This is a genomic window from Cytobacillus kochii, assembly GCF_044790165.1.
Taxonomy (GTDB): domain Bacteria; phylum Bacillota; class Bacilli; order Bacillales; family Cytobacillaceae; genus Cytobacillus; species Cytobacillus kochii.
Genome location: NZ_CP085254.1, coordinates 929866 through 952512, shown reverse-complemented (window position 1 = coordinate 952512; position 22647 = coordinate 929866). Strand labels below are relative to the sequence as shown.

Annotated in this window: 31 protein-coding genes; 4 read left to right on the top strand and 27 right to left on the bottom strand. The window is 36.9% G+C overall.

Going from position 1 to position 22647, the window contains the following annotated elements; all coding sequences use genetic code 11:
- Position 1: 1 nt before the first annotated feature.
- From LG276_RS05150 to LG276_RS05140, 3 genes are all read right to left on the bottom strand, one after another.
- Entirely contained in the window at positions 2-799 is a 798-nt protein-coding gene (locus tag LG276_RS05150; RefSeq protein WP_224934804.1) for an ABC transporter permease, read from the bottom strand.
- A 111-nt stretch (positions 800-910) separates the two neighbouring features.
- Positions 911-1900: an ABC transporter substrate-binding protein gene (locus LG276_RS05145; RefSeq protein ID WP_224934802.1), complete on the bottom strand. Its 990-nt coding sequence runs from the start codon at positions 1898-1900 to the stop codon at positions 911-913.
- 29 nt (positions 1901-1929) lie between these two features.
- Positions 1930-3024 (bottom strand): iron-containing alcohol dehydrogenase family protein, encoded by a 1095-nt coding sequence (locus LG276_RS05140; protein ID WP_404293712.1) that lies wholly within the window; start codon positions 3022-3024, stop codon positions 1930-1932.
- A gap of 309 nt (positions 3025-3333) precedes the next feature.
- Between LG276_RS05140 and LG276_RS05135 the strand changes: the two genes are divergently transcribed.
- Positions 3334-4221 carry a carbohydrate kinase gene (locus LG276_RS05135; RefSeq protein WP_224934798.1) on the top strand — a complete coding sequence of 296 codons (888 nt, stop codon included), beginning with the start codon at positions 3334-3336 and terminating at the stop codon, positions 4219-4221.
- A gap of 435 nt (positions 4222-4656) precedes the next feature.
- On the opposite strand, the gene LG276_RS05130 is transcribed toward LG276_RS05135, so the two are convergent.
- The 13 genes from LG276_RS05130 to LG276_RS05070 form a co-directional block, all read right to left on the bottom strand.
- Positions 4657-5433, bottom strand: a complete 777-nt coding sequence (locus tag LG276_RS05130) for a sulfite exporter TauE/SafE family protein (RefSeq protein WP_224934796.1) — start codon at positions 5431-5433, stop codon at positions 4657-4659.
- A gap of 68 nt (positions 5434-5501) precedes the next feature.
- Positions 5502-6629 (bottom strand): MBL fold metallo-hydrolase, encoded by a 1128-nt coding sequence (locus LG276_RS05125; RefSeq protein ID WP_224934794.1) that lies wholly within the window; start codon positions 6627-6629, stop codon positions 5502-5504.
- A 67-nt stretch (positions 6630-6696) separates the two neighbouring features.
- Entirely contained in the window at positions 6697-7266 is a 570-nt protein-coding gene (locus LG276_RS05120) for a sulfurtransferase TusA family protein (protein WP_224934792.1), read from the bottom strand.
- A gap of 50 nt (positions 7267-7316) precedes the next feature.
- On the bottom strand, positions 7317-7613 hold the full coding sequence (locus tag LG276_RS05115; protein ID WP_224934790.1) for a rhodanese-like domain-containing protein: 297 nt from the start codon (positions 7611-7613) through the stop codon (positions 7317-7319).
- 71 nt (positions 7614-7684) lie between these two features.
- Positions 7685-7894: a hypothetical protein gene (locus tag LG276_RS05110; protein ID WP_289432995.1), complete on the bottom strand. Its 210-nt coding sequence runs from the start codon at positions 7892-7894 to the stop codon at positions 7685-7687.
- Positions 7895-7912: 18 nt separating this feature from the next.
- A complete protein-coding gene (locus tag LG276_RS05105; protein ID WP_095370362.1) occupies positions 7913-8392 on the bottom strand; it encodes a DsrE/DsrF/DrsH-like family protein in 480 nt (159 codons plus the stop codon).
- A 13-nt stretch (positions 8393-8405) separates the two neighbouring features.
- A complete protein-coding gene (locus LG276_RS05100) occupies positions 8406-8633 on the bottom strand; it encodes a sulfurtransferase TusA family protein (RefSeq protein WP_224934787.1) in 228 nt (75 codons plus the stop codon).
- A gap of 78 nt (positions 8634-8711) precedes the next feature.
- Positions 8712-8969, bottom strand: coding sequence for a metal-sensitive transcriptional regulator (locus LG276_RS05095; RefSeq protein ID WP_404293709.1), 258 nt, complete (start codon positions 8967-8969; stop codon positions 8712-8714).
- A 74-nt stretch (positions 8970-9043) separates the two neighbouring features.
- The gene (locus LG276_RS05090) at positions 9044-9667 is read right to left on the bottom strand and encodes a M15 family metallopeptidase (RefSeq protein ID WP_404293706.1); all 624 of its coding nucleotides are present in this window, start codon (positions 9665-9667) and stop codon (positions 9044-9046) included.
- Between the two features lie 245 nt (positions 9668-9912).
- Complete coding sequence (locus LG276_RS05085) at positions 9913-11016, bottom strand: threonine synthase (RefSeq protein WP_224934783.1); 1104 nt, start codon at positions 11014-11016, stop codon at positions 9913-9915.
- A 72-nt stretch (positions 11017-11088) separates the two neighbouring features.
- Positions 11089-11463 carry a RidA family protein gene (locus LG276_RS05080; protein ID WP_224934781.1) on the bottom strand — a complete coding sequence of 125 codons (375 nt, stop codon included), beginning with the start codon at positions 11461-11463 and terminating at the stop codon, positions 11089-11091.
- Entirely contained in the window at positions 11447-12124 is a 678-nt protein-coding gene (locus tag LG276_RS05075) for a transcriptional regulator (protein ID WP_224934779.1), read from the bottom strand. Before LG276_RS05075 ends, LG276_RS05080 begins: the two co-directional genes overlap by 17 nt.
- A gap of 187 nt (positions 12125-12311) precedes the next feature.
- Complete coding sequence (locus tag LG276_RS05070; RefSeq protein WP_224934777.1) at positions 12312-12875, bottom strand: DNA-3-methyladenine glycosylase I; 564 nt, start codon at positions 12873-12875, stop codon at positions 12312-12314.
- Between the two features lie 251 nt (positions 12876-13126).
- On the opposite strand from LG276_RS05070, the gene LG276_RS05065 reads away from it, so the two are divergent.
- Positions 13127-13507, top strand: a complete 381-nt coding sequence (locus LG276_RS05065; protein WP_224934775.1) for a hypothetical protein — start codon at positions 13127-13129, stop codon at positions 13505-13507.
- Positions 13508-13568: 61 nt separating this feature from the next.
- On the opposite strand, the gene LG276_RS05060 is transcribed toward LG276_RS05065, so the two are convergent.
- Both LG276_RS05060 and LG276_RS05055 read right to left on the bottom strand, forming a co-directional pair.
- Complete coding sequence (locus LG276_RS05060) at positions 13569-14207, bottom strand: O-methyltransferase (RefSeq protein WP_224934773.1); 639 nt, start codon at positions 14205-14207, stop codon at positions 13569-13571.
- Positions 14194-14514: a hypothetical protein gene (locus LG276_RS05055; protein WP_224934771.1), complete on the bottom strand. Its 321-nt coding sequence runs from the start codon at positions 14512-14514 to the stop codon at positions 14194-14196. The genes LG276_RS05060 and LG276_RS05055 overlap by 14 nt, the downstream gene beginning before the upstream one ends.
- Before the next feature lie 170 nt (positions 14515-14684).
- Here LG276_RS05055 and LG276_RS05050 point away from each other — a divergent pair, with 170 nt between their 5' ends.
- Positions 14685-15500: an STAS domain-containing protein gene (locus LG276_RS05050; RefSeq protein ID WP_224934769.1), complete on the top strand. Its 816-nt coding sequence runs from the start codon at positions 14685-14687 to the stop codon at positions 15498-15500.
- Between the two features lie 120 nt (positions 15501-15620).
- Here LG276_RS05050 and LG276_RS05045 read toward each other — a convergent pair whose 3' ends face one another.
- The gene (locus LG276_RS05045; protein ID WP_224934767.1) at positions 15621-16037 is read right to left on the bottom strand and encodes a carboxymuconolactone decarboxylase family protein; all 417 of its coding nucleotides are present in this window, start codon (positions 16035-16037) and stop codon (positions 15621-15623) included.
- 126 nt (positions 16038-16163) lie between these two features.
- Here LG276_RS05045 and LG276_RS05040 point away from each other — a divergent pair, with 126 nt between their 5' ends.
- The gene (locus tag LG276_RS05040) at positions 16164-16598 is read left to right on the top strand and encodes an Lrp/AsnC family transcriptional regulator (protein ID WP_224934765.1); all 435 of its coding nucleotides are present in this window, start codon (positions 16164-16166) and stop codon (positions 16596-16598) included.
- 30 nt (positions 16599-16628) lie between these two features.
- On the opposite strand, the gene LG276_RS05035 is transcribed toward LG276_RS05040, so the two are convergent.
- The 8 genes from LG276_RS05035 to LG276_RS05000 form a co-directional block, all read right to left on the bottom strand.
- Positions 16629-16880 (bottom strand): SDR family oxidoreductase, encoded by a 252-nt coding sequence (locus LG276_RS05035; RefSeq protein ID WP_251162711.1) that lies wholly within the window; start codon positions 16878-16880, stop codon positions 16629-16631.
- 351 nt (positions 16881-17231) lie between these two features.
- Complete coding sequence (locus LG276_RS05030; protein WP_224934763.1) at positions 17232-17579, bottom strand: NUDIX hydrolase; 348 nt, start codon at positions 17577-17579, stop codon at positions 17232-17234.
- Between the two features lie 190 nt (positions 17580-17769).
- Complete coding sequence (locus tag LG276_RS05025; RefSeq protein ID WP_251162712.1) at positions 17770-18180, bottom strand: hypothetical protein; 411 nt, start codon at positions 18178-18180, stop codon at positions 17770-17772.
- Positions 18181-18330: 150 nt separating this feature from the next.
- Entirely contained in the window at positions 18331-19584 is a 1254-nt protein-coding gene (locus LG276_RS05020; RefSeq protein WP_224934758.1) for an acyl-CoA thioesterase/bile acid-CoA:amino acid N-acyltransferase family protein, read from the bottom strand.
- Positions 19585-19592: 8 nt separating this feature from the next.
- Positions 19593-19799 carry a hypothetical protein gene (locus tag LG276_RS05015; protein ID WP_224934755.1) on the bottom strand — a complete coding sequence of 69 codons (207 nt, stop codon included), beginning with the start codon at positions 19797-19799 and terminating at the stop codon, positions 19593-19595.
- A gap of 397 nt (positions 19800-20196) precedes the next feature.
- Entirely contained in the window at positions 20197-21378 is a 1182-nt protein-coding gene (locus LG276_RS05010) for a hypothetical protein (RefSeq protein WP_281202959.1), read from the bottom strand.
- Positions 21379-21600: 222 nt separating this feature from the next.
- The gene (locus tag LG276_RS05005; RefSeq protein ID WP_224934751.1) at positions 21601-22248 is read right to left on the bottom strand and encodes a cupin domain-containing protein; all 648 of its coding nucleotides are present in this window, start codon (positions 22246-22248) and stop codon (positions 21601-21603) included.
- A gap of 108 nt (positions 22249-22356) precedes the next feature.
- The gene (locus LG276_RS05000; RefSeq protein WP_224934749.1) at positions 22357-22569 is read right to left on the bottom strand and encodes a hypothetical protein; all 213 of its coding nucleotides are present in this window, start codon (positions 22567-22569) and stop codon (positions 22357-22359) included.
- Positions 22570-22647: the final 78 nt, after the last annotated feature.

Genomic DNA, 22647 nt, shown 5'->3' with positions numbered 1-22647 from the left:
ATTACAATCCTTCCTTTCTCATCCATGAAAAAGATTTACGGTAAATCCATTTAAAGATGAGGTCAGTCAATAATCCTAATAAACCAATGATCAAAATACCAACAATAATTTTATCAGGTTGTAGGAATCTTGATGCCTGCATAATCATATAGCCGATTCCACTGGAAGCACCAACAATCTCTGCCACAACTAAATAAGTCCACGCCCATCCAAATGTAATTCTTAATGTATCCACAATCCCAGGCATGGTTGCCGGGAGTATCACTCTCGTAAATACTTGTAACTTAGAGGCACCTAATGTATAAGAAACATCAATCAAATCATTATGCACATTCTTTGTTACATCCATGATCATTAACGTTAATTGAAAGAATGTTCCGAGAAAGATAACACTCATTTTTTGCGTCTCTCCAAGACCAATCCATAAAATTAATAATGGAATAAACGCTGAAGCTGGCATATAACGAATAAAACCTATGAGTGGCTCAAATGCGCCTTGCATAATTCTTAGAGAACCCATTAATATCCCAAGAGGTACACCAATTAAGGCCGCCACTAAAAAACCGACTAATACTCTTGAAAAACTAATGCCTATATCTGAAAGAAGATTTCCATTGCTAAATAAATCTATGCCTGTGGTTAATACCGCTGTAGGTGTTGGTAAAAACAACGGGTTAACGAGCCCAGTATAAGTAATTCCTGCCCATATTCCTAATACAATAAGAAAAGTGATAATGCCGACTGATGAATAAAGGGACTTTGGAATTTCTTTATTCGGGGTTAATAATTTTCCTAACATTTTTTCTCACCCATTTTCTAATTTTTCCTTCTTCAACCAATTACCAGAGATAAAAATAACCTGAGCCTAACCGCTGACTGCTTGCGGTTAGGCTCCGAATAATTCATATCATTACTTGATAAAAGTAGGGTTAATAATATCTTCTGCTGCTGGCTCAGCTGTAATAATCTCTTGTTCTTTATAGAACTTTGCCGCGTTTTCAGTCGATTGGTAAATGCCGCCTTTAGCGTCTTCTGTACCAAATAATTCCTTATTCGCCTCATTATCCAAGAACTTTAATCCTTCTGCCGTTGCAACAAATTCTTCTACATCAATTTTTAAGCCTTTTGCCATTATTTCATTCGCTTCATCTTCGTTTTCTTTCCAGTAGTCCATTGCTTGACCCATGGCTGTTACAAATGCTTGTACATCTTCAGGACGCTCTTCAATGACTTTTTCCGTGAAACTAACTGTATCAACAATAATACCAGGAAGATCTTTCGTAGTTAGTAATACTTTACCGTTAGCTTCAGAACCGTTAGATAACCAAGGCTCCCAAGTAACTGCTGCGTCTACTTTACCAGCCGCAAAAGCCGCTCCTGCATCCCCAGCAGACATTGATACAACTTCAACATCTTCTTCAGTTAAGCCCCCATCTTTTAGTGCGGTTAAAGCTAACATATGACTTGTAGACCCGACTTCAAAAGCAACTTGCTTGCCTTTTAAGTCACTGATTTCTTTCATATCATCTTTGACTAAAATACCGTCTCCACCGTAAGAATCATCCAATAACCATACCACATTTAAAGGAATATCTGATGCAGCTAATGATACTTGCACATCAAGTGCAGTAGCCATTCCATCTATTTGTCCGCTTGCTAGGGCTTGTTTTCTTTCTCCAAGACCTTCAACAATTGAAAGTTCAACATCAATTCCATTTTCTTCAAAGTAACCTTTTTCCTTTGCTAAAAATAGCGGTCCATAACCTGTCCATGTGGGTAAAGTAACTTTTAATGGTTCTTTGTTTTCGCCAGAACCCTCTTCAGATTCACCTGATCCGCCGCAAGCGGCTAATGTCACAGCAAGGACCATCATTGTGATTGCTAAAAACCATTTTTTCATGACTCATTTTCCTCCATTAACCATTCTATTTATTTTCTTAACATGTCTTTTCCATATTCATCTGCTTGCTTGACAGCTGTGATAACCATATCTGGTGTAACAGCAAATGGCATATTCTCCATATCTTCAATAGTCACTGAAACGTCTCCAAGTTCCTGCCACTGTGATTCAGACAATTCAGGCACATTCATTTGCTGTAGTGTATATGGTAGATTCACTTTTTGATAGTAAGCTATTAACTCTTTGATTTCGCTTTCTTCTTCATTTTCCATTGCTAGCATCGCTAAAATACCAAAAGCAACAATTTCACCATGATACGTTTCATGTATTTCTGGGAAGATTGTCAATCCAGAGTAAATGGCATGCGCACCCGCAGTTCGACAATCATCTCCGCCATACCCACTCAAACTTCCACTGATTAACAGAATCGCATCAATCATATCTTCAAGCTCAGTTGACAATTCCTTATTTTTCATAGATGCAACTGATTGCTCACCGATTGCTAACATCGTTTTGTATAACTGATTAGCAATAGCAATCGCTGTTTGGTTCCTTGCATTTGGTGTTGCTTTTTTAACTGATGTCTTCGTTTCAAACCACTTAGCTAACGTATCACCAATTCCAGCAATTAAATATCGAACAGGCGAGTGCAAAATAACTGTTGAGTCAACAACAACCATTTCTGGCACCTTCGCATCACGACTGATGGCAAGAAATTCACCTTGTTCACTATATGTAATCCAAATAGGAGTCGTTGCTGCGCATGTCGCTGCAATCGTCGGGAGTGCAACAAGAGGTTTATTTACGTGTGCGGCTACTGCCTTAACAGTATCAATCGCTTTCCCTCCTCCACATACAAGGATGACATCATAGTCGATTGTACTGAGTTCTTCTATTAATCTCTCAACATTTTCTCTAGAAGATTCTCCACCGTACCAAATGGAAGCAGCTAGTGTCATTCCCTCATTATTGAAACTGTCTCTTACATGACTTTCTACTATTTCACGACTCTTTATCCCACCAATAAGGACGACTTTTTCTCCATATTTCTTTACATTACTGCCAATTTTCATAAGTGCGTTTGGCTCTCTTATATACTCTGGTGTACCTACTGTTATTTTCATTAGAAAGAACCCTTTCTATCCAATTGCATAGATATGAATATTTATTAATTTTATTTAATCAATATACGACTTTCCACCTAAGCTGTCAATGAAAAATTGCGATTTCACCCTGATAATATTTGTTGTACCAGTTAGTAGTTAATTAATATAAATAAAGTGATTTTTCTAAGTTCTTATAAAGATAACTTTTTGAAAATAAAAACGAATGGTTTGTGGAAAAAGAGGAGGACATTTTGTGACTTGGAAGGCAGAGATAAATACAAAGTTATAGTATAATCAGCCTTATCAAAAACGATGGGAGACCTGATTGTGAAAAGTAAAGGTGTGATTTCTTTCGGTGAAGTAATCATGGACCGCATTATTTCACCTAATAGCCAATCATTCATGAAAGTAGGAGGAGCAACCGCCAATGTAGCCATCCGTCTAGCTAGGAAAAGTGTTCCTACCTTTTATATGACAAAAATAGGTACTGATGAGCATAGTCAATATGCCAAACAGCAATTAGAAGATGAAGGCATCGACCTGTCTGGTACCATTACATCAGTTAATAAAAAGTTATGTATCGTATCAATTGTGCAAGAGGATGGAGAGCGTGAATTTCAATCTTACGAAAATGACACCCCTCATATATGGTTAGAAGCAAACGAGTTGAATGAAAGCATCTATCAAAAAACGCATATCTCCTATTTCGGTTCCGGAACGCTTTTTCATGACATTGCAAAGAAGACAAGCTTTAAAGCACTTAAACTAGCAAAGAAATATCAGCATTTCATCGTCATGGATGCAAATATCCGTTTAAAGAGATGGAAGAATGAATCAGATTGTAGAAAGACAATCAATGCCTTTTTAAAAGAGGCAGATCTAATTAAAATGACAGAGGAAGAGCTGCTATTTCTTTGTAAAGCCAAAGACTATAGAACAGCATTACAACAGCTTTCTTCATGGTCGAATCAGTGGATAATGATTACAAGGGGCCGTTTAGGTGCAACATTACTTCATAAAGAGAAGAGTATAACCGTTGAAGCACCTACCGTAGATGTTGTTGATACAACTGGAGCAGGAGATGCCTTCTTATCGAGTATTTTGCACGATATTTATTATCACGGGATTCCATCAGACGAGCTGGAATGGAAACATGTACTCCTTCGAGCAAATACAGAAGGAGCACATGCTGTTTCTATTTTCGGTGCTTATTAAATAGTCTACCATTTAAAGCAAAGACAATCATAAGCTGAGGCAGAGTGGGTAATGCCTCTTCATTTATATTGAACTTGGGATGATGGTTTAGGATAGCGACTATTTTCACTTCATCCCAACATTTACAAACGCAACAACCTTCCCTTTATATAAATCCAAAATCTTTTAGCTCCCGTTGAAGGTTCTAGCTCGGAAAAAGTATCCTTTCAAACGGTTCATCAACCATTTCCTTTACCTTTAGAAACTTTCGGCATGATGATATACGGGAGGCTTCCCTGGTATGAAATGACATGTTTAATAATTGATGAAATGTTAGTTCGTTATCTACTCAAATTGCGACGCGCTCAGCTTCTACTTTTCCTTCGAATGCGGCGATTCCCTACTCAATCTCGTATCAATATGAAAGCAGTGATTCATCGGCTCATCACTACCTTTTCAAAAAATATCTACCCATATTTTCACCGCTGTAGCTAGTATTAATAATGCGAGAATCATTTGCAACACTTTTGTATTCATCTTTTTACCAGCCATTGCACCTAAAGGTGAAGCAATTAAACTAGCAATAACCATGATGATTGCAGGATAATAGTCAACTTGCCCAGTAGTGACTTTCCCAACAGTTGCACCAATGGATGATATTAAGGTAATAGCAAGAGAAGAAGCAATCGTCATTTTTGTTGGGATTCTTAATACGGTTAACATGATTGGGACTAATAAAAAGGCACCTGCAGCCCCAACAATCCCTGCTGCCACACCGACGACAAGCGCAAGAGCTGCTGCTAACCATTTATTAAAAGTGACCTGATCAAATGGGATATCATCTATTCCTTTTTTAGGTATAAACATCATAACTGCAGCAATTAAAGCAAGTATACCGTATACGAGATTAATGCCACCTTCTGACATGAGCTTCGATCCATAACCGCCTATAAAACTACCTATTAAAATACTAGCCCCCATATAAATGATTAATGTTTTATTCAAATATCCACCTTTACGATATGCCCAAACCCCGCCAATCGTAGCGAAGAAAACCTGGACAGCACTAATACCTGACACTTCATGCGCAGTAAAAGTCGCGACACCTAGTAATGGTGGAATATATAATAGCATCGGATATTTAATGATAGAACCACCGATACCTAGTAATCCTGATAAGTAAGAGCCAATAAAACCAATTAAAAATATCGTCACAATAAATGCTAAATCCATTATGCTCATCTCCTTAAAGCTGACCTAAAAAAGGGACCCATCTCCGGTCCCTCTATATGAATATTTCTTTATCTCACCGCACAGCGATTGGGTCCAATCTCCATCTCTCTTTGTTTATCATTATCTGGAGTGATTTTCCCCATATTTGTTTGACGTATTTCTTGATACGCATTGGGTTGCGGTGGGAGATTTTCAGTGACAATCTTTCTAAATTCACTTTCATCCTCAATATTTAACCCATGGTTCTGTTTAAAAAGCACACCTAACTTCCCGGCCACACTGCCATCATCATTCAATTCATCAATCATCATAAAATGGGCAGGTAAAACGATGAGTTCACTTGATAGTTGTTTATATCGCTTATATAAACTCTCACGTAAATCTCCAACCCAGTCATCTGCAAGCCCAGCTAAATCGGGTCTACCGATAGAATCAATAAACAATATATCACCTGTTAATAAATAGCGTTCATCTACGACAAATGAAGTCGAGCCAATGGTATGTCCCGGTGAATAAAGGGCATGAATATTGATAGATGTTTCTCCAATTTTCACTTCACTACCATCTTCTAGTTTGGCATAATTGAATGTTACTTCTTCTGCATCTTTGGGTGGTAACCAATAAACAGCGTCCATCTTTGCTGCGATGTCACGTCCGCCAGAAATATGGTCTGCATGTAAATGCGTATCAAAAACATGCGTAATTTTCACCTTTTTTTCTTTGGCAAAATCAAGATATACATCTATCATTCTCGTAGCATCGATAATTGCTGCTTCACCATCTGAAATGACCATATAAGAAAGACAGCCTTTACCCATACGAACGAATTGATACATTTCTCCTCCTGTACTCAATTCCCCTACTTTAACAGGCTCTAAATGCTCACTCCATGCTTTCATTCCACCTTCTAAATAACTGACTTCCAGCCCTTCATCTGATAGCATTTCCGCCACCATTATGGAAGAGCCTTCTTTCGCACATACAACTAAGATAACTTGATCTTTAGGCAGCTGCTCAATAATGCCTTCTACACCGTCTAATAGTTCAAAGTAAGGTATATTCAAGTAGTTAAAATCATGACCTTCTACCTTCCAATCTTGAAAATCAGCTTCATTACGAACATCTAGAATAAATAATGGCTCTTTATTAACTATCATCGTTGTTAATTCACTTGCTTTCATTTTTTTAAAAGACATCATTATACCCCCAATGGTATTTATTATTTCAAAATTTTTTGTGTTACTACCATGATTCATTGATTATTTAAATTCCTTCCACTTTCCCACTCCAGCTATTCATACCTGGCACAACATTGACTGCTTTAAATTCCTTACTTTCTAAAAGTTGTGCCGCCATATCACTTCGGTTACCGGTACGACAAATAACATAAATAGGCTCATCTTGATTAAGTTTATTTAGTTCTTGCTGCAAACGTCCAAAAGGCACAGATAGCGCACCAGGTATGTGACCAAAAGCATACTCTGCTTCTTCTCGAACATCTAGAATCTGTAAAGACTCCCCCTTAGCGATTTTCTCTGTCAGCTCATCATTCTTAATGACATGTGGATGGTGCCGTTCTGGTTGTTCCTCATATTCAGAAGCCTTACGAACATAATGCTTTAGTACTTCCCCTTCCTCTACAGTACCTAGATATTGATGTCCTGTACTTTCAGACCAAGCTTTGAGGTCAGCTTTAGACCCTTTGTCAGTTGCTAGAATTTCCATTACCTGCCCTGCCTCTAATTCCTTCATGGCCTTTTTTGTCCGGACAATTGGCATCGGACAAGCTAACCCTTTTGCGTCGACTGTTTGATTTGCTTTCACTTCATTCATCTTTGGCCCTCCTTATATACCTACATGGGTATATTTAAATGTAAAAAAAATTATATTACCTTGCCATCCCATGCGAGCATTCCACCTGACATGTTCTTCACACGATAACCATGTTGTTCTAATAAAGCTGTTGCTTGCCCACTTCTTGCCCCTGAACGACAAACCATTATATAATCTTTTGATTTATCTAATTCATGCATTCGGAACTCCAATAATCGTAATGGTATATGAATGGCTGATGGAATTTTTCCTTGTTCTACTTCTTCCACTTCTCTTACATCCACAATGCTCACATCATGGTTGTTTTGTAAGAGGTCTTTAACACTTTCTGGTGATACTTGAATCATAATAAAACTCCTCTCTTACCAGGCATTCATCCCGCCCTTTATATTTGTGATTTTTGTATACCCTAGTTTCTTCAATTGCTGCAACGGATCTTTTGGAATGAAGGAATAGATCTACCTTTAAACTCTGAATGAGTTCGTACATCAACAAACTGTTTTTCCTTATCTTTTAACACCATTCGTAAATCGGCAGTTGAAATCTGCTTTATTCCTTTCACTGAAATAAAACGTGTAAGAAAAAAGGCAGTAATAAAGAATAAAAGGACATCATTGATTATTTCCATTTCATATCCCCCTATTGATTAGATAAATAAATTCACATTCCCATCTTCAGCATCGGCTAAATAAGCAGCTACACCTGCATACTCAATACCGTCTAATAGTTCCTCCTGTTGTAACCCCAACAAATCCATTGTCATTGTACAAGCAACCAGTTTGATATCCTGTTCTTGTGCCATTTCAATTAAATTAGGGAGAGGGACTGCATTATGTTTTTTCATCACATTTTTAATTAATTTTGGGCCCATACCTGCAAAGTGCATATTAGATAGCCCCATATTATCGGCACCTCTAGGCATCATTTTTGCAAACATCTTTTCCATAAAACCTTTTTTTACTGGTACTAACTCTTCTTTTCTTAAAGCATTTAATCCCCAAAAAGTGTGAAAAATTGTTACTTCATGATCGTAAGCTGCTGCACCATTAGCAATAATATAAGCAGCCATAGCTTTATCATAGTCCCCACTAAATAAGATAATGGTTGTTTTTTTCTTTTCTACCATAATAGCCTCCTTCTTACCCTTTTTTAATCCAAAATTTAAAAACATTATTTTCTTCAGTATGATCGACTAATTCATGGCCACCAGATTTAGCCCATGCTGTTAGATCACTCTTTGCTCCTTTATCTGTTGCGTGAATTTCTAAAACCTCACCACTTTCCATGTCATTCATTGCCTTTTTCGTTTTCACAATCGGCATGGGACACGCCAGCCCTTTGGCATCTAATACTTTGTTTGCATTCATTATTATTTCCTCCTTTTTGATATACACATACCCCTATAGGTATAATAAAAGATAAAAAAATATATTGTCAAGAGAACTCTATCTACTTTTTACTAACATCGATACCGCCTCTTTTACCATTTCTTCATTACTTGATCCTTCAGTCCCATTTAGTACGCAATCAACTAAATTATTGCTGACGATTAAACCAATCGTCCGATCTGCTGCAGAACGAACAGCTGAGAGTTGTGTTACAATTTCCCGACAATCTTTATTATCTTCCATCATTTTTACGATACCGCGTAATTGTCCTTCCATTCTTTTTACACGGTTGATCATTTGTCGATTATATTTCATTAATGCCTCCCTCCTTACAACAACCATCATATACCCCTACAGGTATAGTGTCAAATGGAAGTAAATGGAAAATATTAAATTTCTAATATCCCTTTAAAATATTTTTTTGCTCCAACCTTATTTGCCCAGCTTTTTGTTCCATATTCATAATGCCACCACTCATCTATATTCGAGATAAAACCAGCATTCAACATCGTTCTTTTTAATAGTTTTCTATTGGCTAGGTATATATTTTCGAGAGAGGTCAATGTTTTTTTTTCCTCAAAATAATCTAACTGCGACCTTTCATGAAATTCATCAAATTCACTTCCCATTGGTAAGGGCCCATTGCCATCAAATAAGGTAAGGTCAACTGCTCCACCACTTAAATGCGGAGAAGGATGATCAATATCTTTTGTAGGCTTAGCCACATATTTTGTTAGTTCCCTTTCTAAAGAAACACCTTGGAACCCCTTTAGCATTAATTCCTTCTTTGTCGCTTCATAAATGGCAAGCTGTGTATCAAAAGAGCGCCACCCATCCCATACGTGTACCCCGATTCCTTCCGGTAGAAAAGTAACTACTTTCAAAAGTTGAGTAGCAATCTCACTTCTCACATAGCATTCGTTATAAGTCCCGTTTAGTCCCATTTTGTAGTAGTACGGTTCGATTTTGATTCTATCCGATAAACGAGAGAGCGGCACCAGTCGTTCGGTCATTCTTTGTTCACCTCTTTTTACGTCTTTTTCTATCTTTAATTTAGTACCTTCACGTCTCTGTTATTCTTTAAGAATAAGCCTCTTTTTTTACGTTATGATAATCCATTTCCCTACCCTAGCCATCTTTTTTTCATTCATTAAATCCTTTCAATTGATTTATTATCTGACCTATTGTTCCACCTGCTGAAAACCCTTTTCCCTATAAAAGCTCTACTTAGTCTATTCATCTTGATAATCGTCTGGTTTTATTTTGATTTAATTCCTGCTCCACAAAGCGGTATGACTATTTTTTCTTCTGCTTTCTTTTTATACTTCATGTATCCCGCATAGTTTACTGCTGATGTTACTTCCACATAAAACCCTTTCTCACTAAGTTTTGCTCGTGCATTTAGAATTTCATCTTCTTTAACTTGAATAAAAGTGCCATTCGTATTTCGTACAGCTTCTAAAATTTGTTTAGAACGAGCTGGAGCAGCAATAGCTATCCCTTCAGCTAAAGTGCCTCTATTTTTTATAGGTTGTGCTGATTCTTTCCCGTTTTGGTAAGCTTTCACAAGGGGTGCACAATTCTCTGCTTGAATGGCAACGATCTTAGGCATGTGATCAATTAATCCATTTTCAAATAACTCCTTAAAGCCATAATAAGCACCAAGGAGAAGTGTGCCGTTTCCGACCGGAATAATTAGTGTATCAGGCACCCCACTAAGTTGTTCATAAATTTCATAGGCATATGTTTTCGTGCCTTCATAAAAATATGGATTATACACGTGGCTTGCGTAAAAAACTTTTTCACTATCTACGGCATTTTGTGCAGCGGCTGCAATTTCCTCACGAGTACCATGAATTTCTTTAATCGATGCTCCATGTGCTTTTATTTGAGCTATCTTTTTGGGTGAAGTCTCATCACTTAGATATATATCACAAGCAATATTACAACGTGCTGCATAAGCTGCAATTGCTGTACCTGCATTACCACTACTATCAGCAATTACTTTTGTAACCCCTAATTCCTTTGCCTTTGCCATCAAAACAACGGCCCCGCGATCTTTAAAAGATAGGGTAGGCATCATATAATCAACTTTTACATACACATTTGGCTCTATAGGATCCAAAACGATTAAAGGTGATTGACCTTCCCCCATTGTAACGGATTCCCATGTCTTTGAATCCTTTGAAAAAGGCATGGTTTCAAAGTAACGCCATAATGAGTTAGGATAATTATTCCAAGCTGTCATATCAACTCTTGGGGTATCTTTTACTATATTTAATACACCACCACATTCACATTTCCATATAGTTGACGTCATCTCATAATTTTTTTCACAGCTGTTACAAATAAATTGTTCCATTAATACTTCCGACCCTTCGAAAATTTTTATATAAAATAGATTTTTTTATATGAAACTGATAAAAAAATATGATTAAATATACGCAATGGCATCTATTTCAACTTTGAATCCGAAATGTAATTCTTTTGTAGGTACTACGGTACGAGCTGGTTTATGTTCACCAAAAAATACCTTATAAACCGCATCTACTTTATCCCATAATTTCACATCTGGAATATATACTGTTAAACGCAAAATCTGCTCTTTTGTACTTCCAGCTTCTTCTACAATCATTTCCACATTCTTAAGTGCCTGCAAAGTTTCTTCTTCAATTGGGCCAAATTCTTTTTCACAGGTTTCTGGATTAACGGCAAATTGTCCTGATATATAAACGGTGTTCTGATGTACCGTTGCTAAAGCATAGTGCCCATTTGATTTTAAATTTCCTACTTCAAAGATCTTTTTCATTTACTTCTCCTTTACTTGATTTATTTTTAATTTCATCTAAATAACTATAAACAGTCACTTTAGAAATTCCTAACAAGGATGCGACTTTCTCAACAGATCCTTTCATTAAAAAAATGCCTTTTTCGTCCATAAACCTTATTAACTCAATTTTTTGGTTGCGTTTCATGACAGGATGTAGACTATTTTGAATGATTTGTTCAATCAATTGATTTACTATTTCTTCCACATTCTCAATATTATCATCCGATTTAGTTTCCTTTTCTGGAACATTAACTTGTGCGGGAAGAAATGTACTCATAAATTGTTGCAGTTGGTTCAATGCTTCCACATCAAAATTTATGCAGAAAGCACCAATCACTCTTTGCTTGGAATCACGTATTAATGATGTCGAAGAACGAATAGTACGTTTATCTTTTGTTACAAATGTATAACCAGCAAGATAATCTTCTTTAAATTCTTTTGATTGTAAAACAGTCTTCACCAGGTGATCAAAAGATTGACCTACTTCTCTTCCTGTTACATGATTATTGGCTGTATACATGACCGATGCCTGAGGGTTCGTCAAATCATGAATAACGACTTCACAGTTTGGTCCAAACATTTTTGCAGTGGATTTTGCTATAGGGATAAAACTCTCTAAAACCTGCTTAAATTCTTCCATATCTAGTACCTCATTTTTAATAATTGTATTTATTATATAATTTTATATATAAATTGCAAATTATATAATTTTTTATATAATTAAATGGTTAAACTCGGTAGTTATTTAAAAGACTTGTTAAAAAAGCATCGCATATTTTGTTATTTGTAAGGAATTCATAAAAAAAGGAATGACAGTCGCCATCCCTTTAGTTTCCTACTGGTTCGTAGCATATACAATTAGTCACATGATCATTAACCATTCCCACAGCCTGCATAAAACTATATATGGTTACAGGACCTACAAATTTAAATCCCTTCTTTTTTAAATCTTTACTTATCTGACTAGATAATTCCGTTTGAGCAGGGACTTGATCTTCGGATTGCCACTCATTCTGAAAAGGTACATGATCAACATAGCTCCAAATGTACGCTGCAAAGCTGCCGTATGTTTTTTGAACTTCCAATAAAACGCGAGCATTATTTCTAACTGATTGTAGTTTGGCTAAATGCTTAATCACACCGTGGTTCTCTTTAATGGCTAATAGGTCGGCGTCTGTTAAACTCGCACAATATTCAATATCAAAATTATGGAACGCCTCATGGTAGTTAGCTCTTTTAGATAGAACAATCTGCCAAGATAGACCTGCCTGAGCACCTTCCAATGAAAGCATTTCAAACAAATAGCGATCATCTTTACTAGGAATACCCCATTCCTTATCATGGTAATTCTGCATTAATTGATTGCTATTTGACCAAGAACATCTATACATATATATGCCTCACTTTTTTTCTTTGACTATAACATTGTTTAATGGTCATTGCATGTATAAGAAAGACAAGATTATTTTACTAAAATATAATTCCAACTTTATACCCTCAATCAAAAGAGGCGTAAGGTTAGGGAGCTAATCCTACTCGATAAAGCAAGTGTGATAACATACGATTCGTCATATTTTCCATAAAATACTGATAGGATAAACAGGAAATTATTTTACAATCCGAACAGAAAAGAGGAATGGCGATGAAGAAAGTAAAAGCTTCTCTATGTGCATTATTAGTTATTTGTCTTATCCCTATTACTGCTACTGCTAGTAGTGGATGGGATTATTTAGGTGAACAGAGTTTATCAAGTAACGGAGCAGAAAGTGAAATTTATGCTTCTACTGGTGGCGACTATATGATTTGCCGTGATAACTATGTTGGTCCAAAAGGAAAAGTGAAAGTAGAGTTATGGGAGTACGATCCCGAAAGCTATAATGATTATGTCGGCTATCGCAATATTGCAAGGGGAGAGTGCGGGATTTTCCGCAGTATTGGTAAATTTGTTGACGGAGGAAATGAAGCAGAATTTTTCGCTAAATCTCGTACCAGTAGTAATATTCATTTGATTTTTTACGATTAATAAGCAGAAAGTGCGCGCCGGCTTACGAGGTAAGAAGCTGGTGAGCACTTTTATCTATGGGTTATTTTTTCACCCTTGAAATGGTTAAACCATCGCCTATTGGAATTAAAGTAGACTCTAGTTGAGGATGACTAGCGACTATTTGATTAAATCTCTTCATATTTTCTGTATAACGTTTAGGCTCACTACTTTCATCCGCTACACTACCATTTGCAAGTACATTATCACAGACTATTAATGCACCATCCTTTGCAAGCTTAATACAAGCAATTAAATAATTTTCATAGTTTTCCTTATCGGCATCAATAAAGAAGAAATCAAATTGTCTCCGTTCCTCTTCAAGTACTGCTAGACTTGTAAGAGCTGGACCTACGATATAAGATACTTGCTCACTAAACCCTGCTTTAGCTAAATTGCCTGAAGCTAATTCGGCAAAGCTTTTTTCTATTTCTAATGATGTTAGTTCTCCCGACTTCCCAAATCCTCGTGCTAAACAAATGCCACTGTATCCACCGAGCGCACCAATTTCAAGAACATTCTTTGCTCCTGATGTTGATACGAGCAATGTTAAAAGCTTCCCTGTAGAAGGAGAAACAGAAATAGCTCTCATTCCATTTTCATTAATTGATTGAAGTACCTCCTCTAAGAGTTCATCGTATTGATAAAACACCTTATCAATATATCGATTAATTTGTTTCATGCTCATCCCCCTTTTCCATATTCAGTTCTGACTCACTCGCTAATTCGTTCAAATGAAAATGATTGATGTATTCTTCAATAATCATATCTATTGCTTTCAACTCTCCCACTAATATAGGATTAATGGTTTGCAATTCTGGTGATGTTAATTGTTTCTTCAAAATTGATTCCTTGAGCCTTAAGCTCTCTAAAAAAGTGAGCGCTCGTCCTCTACGAAATGTTTTAGCCCCCTCTTTATGCGGGCGGTTTCTTTTGCCCCTTCGCTCATCTCTAGGATGATTCTCAAATTCACTTTGTTTATCTTTCATTATCTCACCTCCTTCGCACATTATAATTGTATACAAATGTATACAATTAAGTCAATCTAGATTATATGGGTGACTATAGGTAGCTAGTGGTTGTTCACTTGCCTTTTTCTTGAGTCATCCCTCTCACACATGCTACCATTAAAAGTGACATAAATTGGAGGCTGTGACTATTGACAATAAAAATCGAAGAACACTTACAGCAAATAACTGAAAGAATCATTGCCCAAAAACCTTTATTAGCAGAAAAGCGACATATAGCAGCTAATCAATCCTATACAAATAAAACACAAGTGGATATCAAACTTTGGCGAGAAAAGTTAATAAATATTTATGCTCAATCTATCTCAACATCCGAAGAGCACACGTTTGAAACCTTACAAGAATGGGGAAAAGAAACGGTTAATCTATGGGCAAATCTTAACTTAAATCTTGAAACTGCAATTGAGGAAGTAAGATACTATCGATCACTGATCGGTGAAATCATTAAGAAAACGGCCAATGATTTCGCTCTAAGTATTGATGTATTTTACGATATCATTTCAAAATTTGATGCTGTAGTGGATCGTGCTGTTTATTGGCTGAGTATGTCTTACTCGAAACAGTTTAATCAGCGAATCCTTAGTGCAGAATCTGCAGCCGAGGAACTTTCAATTCCCATTGTAAGAATTACAGAAAAACTCGGGGTCATCCCTTTGATTGGTATTATGGATACAAATCGTGCACAAAAACTGATGCATGTCTCAATAACGTCTGCTTCTAATCTTGAATTAGAGCATATCATCTTTGATTTATCAGGCGTACCCATTATTGACACAATGGTCGCCAAGCAATTATTCGATGTAATTGAAGCACTTCAATTAGTCGGCATTTCAGCGAAAATCTCGGGTATCCGCCCAGAAATCGCTCAGACAATGGTTTCACTTGGCGTTAGTTTTAAAGTAAAAACCTACTCTAGTCTTCACCTCGCTGTAAAGGAAATCCAGTAAATGAGAAAAAGAAGGGGCCACCCTTGGCCACCTCCTTCTTTTATAAATGTGTATAAAATCTTTGACCCCATTTTTTATAAGTTCGCTCATTAGTTAAATAATTTACTCTCTTGACTAAGATCAAGAACGAGAGCCTTCTAAATTCATCATTGCCCCAAAGTACTGAGAAGCTGTTGTAAAGCAAATGAAGGCACAAAGTTCACTTATTTCCTCAACGGTAAATATTTCTTTTAAAACCTCAAAAGATGAATGAGAAATGTCCCCTTTTTTCTTTAAAAATACTTCTGCAAATCCAACGGAAATTGCTGTTTTTTCATTATATTTGTCAGGTTCTGGTCTACCTTTAGCTTTACAATAAGTACAACCATTTCCTTGTGCCAAAGCTCGCCTTACTTGTTCTTTTAATTCGGCAGATAGGAACCCTTTTGTTTCTAGCGTATCACCTAATCGGCTCCAATCATCCAATAATTCACTATTATGTCCTAATAATCTTTGAAAAGGGGTTTCTCCAATATTTGATGCGACAATTCTTGCCATTTAAAGCACCTCCTTGATAATATTTATTATTATAAGAAATAAAAAAGCCCATTTACATTAAATTCAAAATGAAAATGCAACAAATTATTTTAATATTAAACGTTATAGGAGGATTCACTTTTAAAAATGAAAATCGATGATATTGATAAGAAAATCATTAATGAATTACATCAAAATAGCCGTTTATCCATGAGTGAGATTGGTCGAAGAGTGAATTTGTCTTCCCCTTCTGTCACAGAACGCATAAGACAAATGGAGTCATTTGGAGTAATTAAAAAATATACATTAGAAGTAGATCATGAAAGATTAGGCTTGCCGATTCAATGTATCATCGAAGCAACGGTGAAAAATGGTGATTATCAATCTTTTAAAAATAATATTAAGAAATTGCCTAACGTCGCATTTTGTTATCGCGTTGCCGGAAGTGCCTGTTTTATGCTTAAAATGCATTTTGAAACATTTGCGCAAGCAGAAGCATTCATTGATAAAATGAGTCCAGTTGCACAAACAGTTACACATTTTATTTTTTCACAGGTTGAAACAAACATAATGTACGAATAGCATTTACCATTGCTTTGAATTCATTACTATTTACCTTCCCTCACTCGCATTGATTGTTTCGCCTACTATATATTTTAAGGGATCAGATGCGAGGAAGGTGACGCACACTGCTACTTCCATCGGTTTAGCAGCCATTTTAATTGATGTTGTGGCGGACATGCGTTTTAGCCGGTCATCTTTTGGGGCAAATTTTTCATGGAAAGGGGTGTCAACAAACCCTGGTGCCACTCCGTTTACAATGATACCGTACTCTATAAATTCCCTCGACATTCCAATCGTCATTGTATCCAGAGTCCCTTTAGTCGCAGCATAATGAATCCTCTCTCCCGCGCCACCTATGATGTTTCACGCCCAATACCTGAGCTCGCTTCTGTGATTAGAGCCACTTTACCTTTTAGATTACCCATCATGACCCCCCCTGTTTTTATTTCTTCCATAAAAAAAGGTTGCGATTGCAACCAAATGTTTTGTAAAGCCTATCTAATGCTTGTTCGCCAAAGTTTTTTTCTCCTTCTTTCGCAAGTTATCTCTATTCATCTACTAAATTTTCTTTCGATACAATAAGCAAGTTCGTTGCTATTTCATACAGTATATTAAAAATCCCCTATCCTCTGGAAAAGATAACGATAGACTTTACATTTCATCGATGCCCTTCCAAGCAATATCATAAATAAGATGATCTGGGTCTTGAATACTCATTTGACCTGCAATAATCTCCACTAAATAATAGTGGACTTCAATGATTATATTTAATTCTTTAAGCACATCTTTTTTGACCTTAACCTTACCACAGATCTCACCAATATAGCCCGTCTCCTCCAGTAGTTCACGCAAACAGCAATGTTCTAAATCTTCATTTGCCTCTAAACCACCAGACGGTATAGACCATGTCTTCTCTTCTTCTGGTTTGCCTTGAAGCACCATTAGTAACTGACTTTCTTCATTTATACAAATTGCTGCTGCACCGACCCATTTTTCCACTGACCTGTTATCATCCCTTCTTTTGAAACAATGCTGTTAACAAACCTGGTACGCCAAATAAGCAATTAAGTTGTTCAAATCACTTCCATGCTTCTTATTTCTATTAAAATCTAGCATCTTTAATAAGTCTTCGTGATTATAAATAACCTCTTTCATCATTATTTCACTCCCCAAAAACAATTGATTAACTCTAGTCCTTCATCCAAGCAACAGAATTAAGAGAAAATATGTATATTGGATAGACAAAAAAGCCTGCAAGAATAAATAATCCTGTAGAGGGATTAGGGCTGTCTCCAGGATAAGTAATAGGAAACAAGACGTTGTTTACATAAGAGACAACAACTAGATAAGGAAGCCACAAGAGAAGCGACCAATAATGAATCTTTCTCTTTTCAAACCATTTAAGAATAAGAAAAATAAGCCATACTGTGATAGCAATAAAGCCGATTAAAATAGCACTTATAATAATGATATTCATTGTTCTAGTTTCAAAACCTGATAACCGTGCAAATCGATAAACGTTTGCCATTAGTGTTATTGGAAGATAGAATACCAGAGCTATACAGAAGCTAATGACATTTATGCGGAAAAAGTTTTGCAAGAATTGCACTCCTTTTCTGTAAATATATAACTGTATATTACCAACATATTTATCGAATTTCAATAAATAATATTCCTAATACAATAAATATATAATAATTCCGACCCTCCAGCCACTGGCTAAGTCAACTTAAACCGACAAACATATTGATTATTCATCCCCCAGTTTTTTCGCGAAACTTCTCCTAAAAAAATCGATTGTTTCTTCCCATGAGTGCACGCTCGCTTTTGCTGTTTGTGCTTTTGTCCCACCGGTAAAGCCATTGGCTACAATCGGTAAATACGGTATCCCGATTTCATGGCCTGCTGCTTCATAAAAATGTTTTTGAATATTTTCATGTGTACATACATCATGAAAAACAGAAGAACGAAAATTAGCGTCTTCTTTTCCAGATATCAATAAGTATTCCTTTTTGGTTTCTTCGATAGGGATAATGGCTTTATTGAGTTCATACAAACAATCGTACCAGTACGATAATGGATTCCCTCCTCTCATCCATTGTGCCCTACAATAGGATGCTACCTCTACAGGGTTTTCTTTAGAGGCATATGGTAAGGCTTGTCCGCGAAAATGCCAAGCAGGCGGTAACGTTCTTGCTTCAGACCATGGCACAATGCCTGCAAAAGAAACGGCTGAACCATTAAGAGAGACAGCTGCTGTGATTTCATCAAACAAGACAGACGACCACAAAGCTAGCTCACCACCCCTTGATGTTCCATGGATTCCTATCCAGTTCGGATGAGCATCCCTTCTATTCGTCAACCAAATAATTGCATTTCCAATGAGTTCTAGAGGGACCTCTACCAATCTGTCATTTAATCCTTCTTCACCAAAATAAGCTAAAGCCAATGTGTTAAAGCCATATGCAGTTAATGCACTCGCTGCAAAATCGTTTGTCCCCCCTTCAGAACCTGAAACGACTATAATGGAAGGTCTTACTTTATAATCCCGATGATAATAATATCTCCCAATCAAACCATCACCATTAATTGGAATACTATCCACTTTTTTATCTTTATACCATTTCCTCACTATTATTTTCTTATCTAAACAAATATTATCTCTATAAAGAGCAATTTCATATTCATGAGGATTTAATCTTATGTACGGCTCGCTTTTATTTTCTGTTTGTTCTTCTATTTGCATCGACCAAAAAAGACCCATTGCGTCCGTTTCAGTATAAGTGCCTTCATATGGCTTTGCGCTTGCTAAGTCAATTTTCCCATGTTCATCTGCAATAAATTGAGCATAAGAAACTCTTTTAATGAATTTATTCTTCGTTACTGAATGCCTAATAAGCTCTACTTTATACCGCTTGCCACTTTGTAAGGGATAGAAGCTTAAATGAAGTGGCTCAGCAATCAGTGAAATCCAGCGATTGTTTTTTTCATGAATTATAGTCATCTCTTAACCTACTTTTCGATATTTTGTTGCTTCATTTCTCTTTCAATTGAACGAACCATTTCTTTTAGCTCTGCTATCTCCATCAGCAATTTCTGCTGATCTTGTACTTTTGGTTGAAAAAACAACCGATAAAGCTGCGAAATTCCCCAATATACCATACATAAACTAATACCAAATACAAGGAATATAATCGCAATGGGTATGATATTCTCCATTAACAATACACCTCCATTTGTATTTCTTTCCTTTATCATTCTCTCTTTAGAAGGTTTTTCAGATAACCATATTATATATCACCATTTACTTTTTTTGTATTTTTTTACAAATAAACCATAGTTTTTTTCCTACTTCTACTCAATTAATTATAAAATAATGTAATATACCTAACTTTTGAGTGTTAAATTGGTATCGGTGCCGTGTAAAGTATAAGGGATTGCTTGTCTTATATATTAAGTAAGAAAAGAAGTTCTATATGGGCATACAAGTTGAGCTGTAACCCTTAGATGAGATGGTAATTAAGAAAATAACAAACTACCATTAAAAAAAGAACAAAGACTATCTTAGCTTTGTTCTTTGAATTCATAGCATATAATTGTTTCATTCATCATTTCTTTATTGAGCTGCAACCCATGGTGATAGTTGTAGACTAACATCACTTGTATTGATGTTTTGACCAATAAAAAACCCTTGTAAATTTTGTGCTCTAAAATTAATTGAAGGGGCATCTTGTGTACTAGCATAACCGGCCGTTTCTGCACCAATATTACATCCATTTACTTGATTATATACAGCTAAATAATATTGTTCTTCTGCTAGTAATGTGACTGGTGAAACAAGTGGTAAGTTAAATACTCCTGGTGTGATTGTATTAACAAGAGGTGTGACCGCAATTACTGTTGCGTTATTATTGCCTACAGGACTTAAAATAGCCATTTGAAAATCACCTGTTACGTTGCCATCTTGAACAATGTAACACGAAAGTTCTGATACCGTTTGCTCTGTTTGATTAAATACTAATGCACCTACTGCCTGAAAATTCCCTCCACCTGCGTTAAATGGTAATTCTGCATTGATACTACCCATTGTTAATGTTTGAAGGAAGTTTCCACCACCTCCACCACTTGGACCGGTGGCCCCCGTCGGACCTTGTATACCTATTCCTGTGGGGCCAGTTGGACCAGTTGGACCAGTCGGACCCGTTGGACCTATGGGACCAGTTGCTCCTGTCGGACCTGGTGGACCGCCTGCTGGACCGGTTGGGCCAGTCGGACCGGTTGGGCCTCCTGCTGGACCGGTCGGACCCGTTACTCCTGTTGGACCAGCAGGGCCGCCTGATGGTCCTGTGGGGCCTGTAATTCCTATTCCTGTCGGACCGGTCGGACCCGTTTGTCCTGTGGGACCAATCGGTCCGGTTGCTCCTGTTGGTCCCGGAGGTCCTCCTGCTGGACCGGTTGGACCAGTAGGGCCTGTTGGACCACCGAATGGACCAGTGGGACCTGTGACTCCTGTTGGCCCTGGTGGTCCTCCTGATGGTCCAGTTGGACCGGTGACTCCTATTCCTGTCGGACCAGTGGGGCCTGTTGGACCGGTTGATCCCGTTAAACCGGTGACTCCTATTCCAACTGGACCGGTTGCACCCGTTACACCAGTCATACCGGTCACCCCAATTCCCACTGGACCGGGAGGACCCGTTACACCAGTCATACCAGTCACCCCAATCCCAACTGGACCTGTGGGACCTGTTACACCAGTTATACCAGTTATACCGATGATGATTGCCCCAGGACAACATATATTACATTTATCACAATGGGAGTAGTATCTTTTATTACATTTACGACAATATTTCTTTTTCTCTCTACTAACTAACACGATGAAACCTCCCTTTTTTTAATCTATATAATTATGTTATTTGTACAACTTCCTTTTGATTGTATTCTTGCCTATAGCTAATACTTTGTCATATCAATCCACAATAAAAAAAGCTGCCTCAGCAGGCAGCTAATTCTAAAAGCTTCAATCATATGGTTGATACTGAATAGGGTGAAATTGTTTTTGTTGAGTATGTTGAGTTTGAGAATTAGGTTGGTAATAGTGTTGATGGGGATTTTGATGTTGGGTTGTTTGTCGTTGACAATCCGCCGATGGGCCAATGATTACTGTGTTAGTAATAGGTGAAATCGCTTCTTCCCATTTATCCTGATCAAGACAATAGTTATCAGACATCACTTTACTTGGAGTTAATCGCAATATATCTGAGCCATAAATAGCTTGTGGATAAGGAGCATCAAAAATAGCTAATAAATGCGTGTTATCATCGGTCGCTACCTCATAATGCCAAAAACCTTGAGGGACATTTGCTACTTGTCCTGGTTTAATTGGTATATTTTTCAACTCATTTGTAAAGGGATTAATAAAGGAAACGACCGCAGAACCACTCACACAATAGACCAGTTCTGAAGCATTTTGATGAATATGAGGTTCTACATATTTCTCTTTACTAAGAAAAATATCTAACATTGACACATTCCCAAGCGTGTTTAGCTGATCCCTCCCTAAAGCATTAATATAGTTTTGGTTGTCCCTTTTGAAAAGTTGGTTATTTCGTAAGTCATACATATATTGGTTATTAGGTGATTGATAATCTATATATGATACAGCCATACCATTCACTCGCCTTCCTTAGATCTCATTCGCTTTAGTATATGGTTTGGGCTGTGAGAGGTGAATACTTTTTATTTTGCGATTCGATTCCAAGGAAATTCTCTAGAATCAAGTATCATAAGGTATTTGAAGGTTCTCATACGACAATGAAAAAGCTTGGTTATTATAAGGAGCATGATTACTTAATACATCCCTCTTTCCGTTATCAGTCGTCAATACAACGTACGTGGCAGTTAAACTAAAACTATCCCCTAAGAAACTCGGATTAAGGATATGTCTGTTCATCACCTTTGAAAAGATGGTAAGGACGATGATGCCCATGGATCATCATCTCTTCCTATCTATCATTGTATATCTTCTCTATATTAGAAAGTGAAGACTCAACAATCGAGCCAAAGA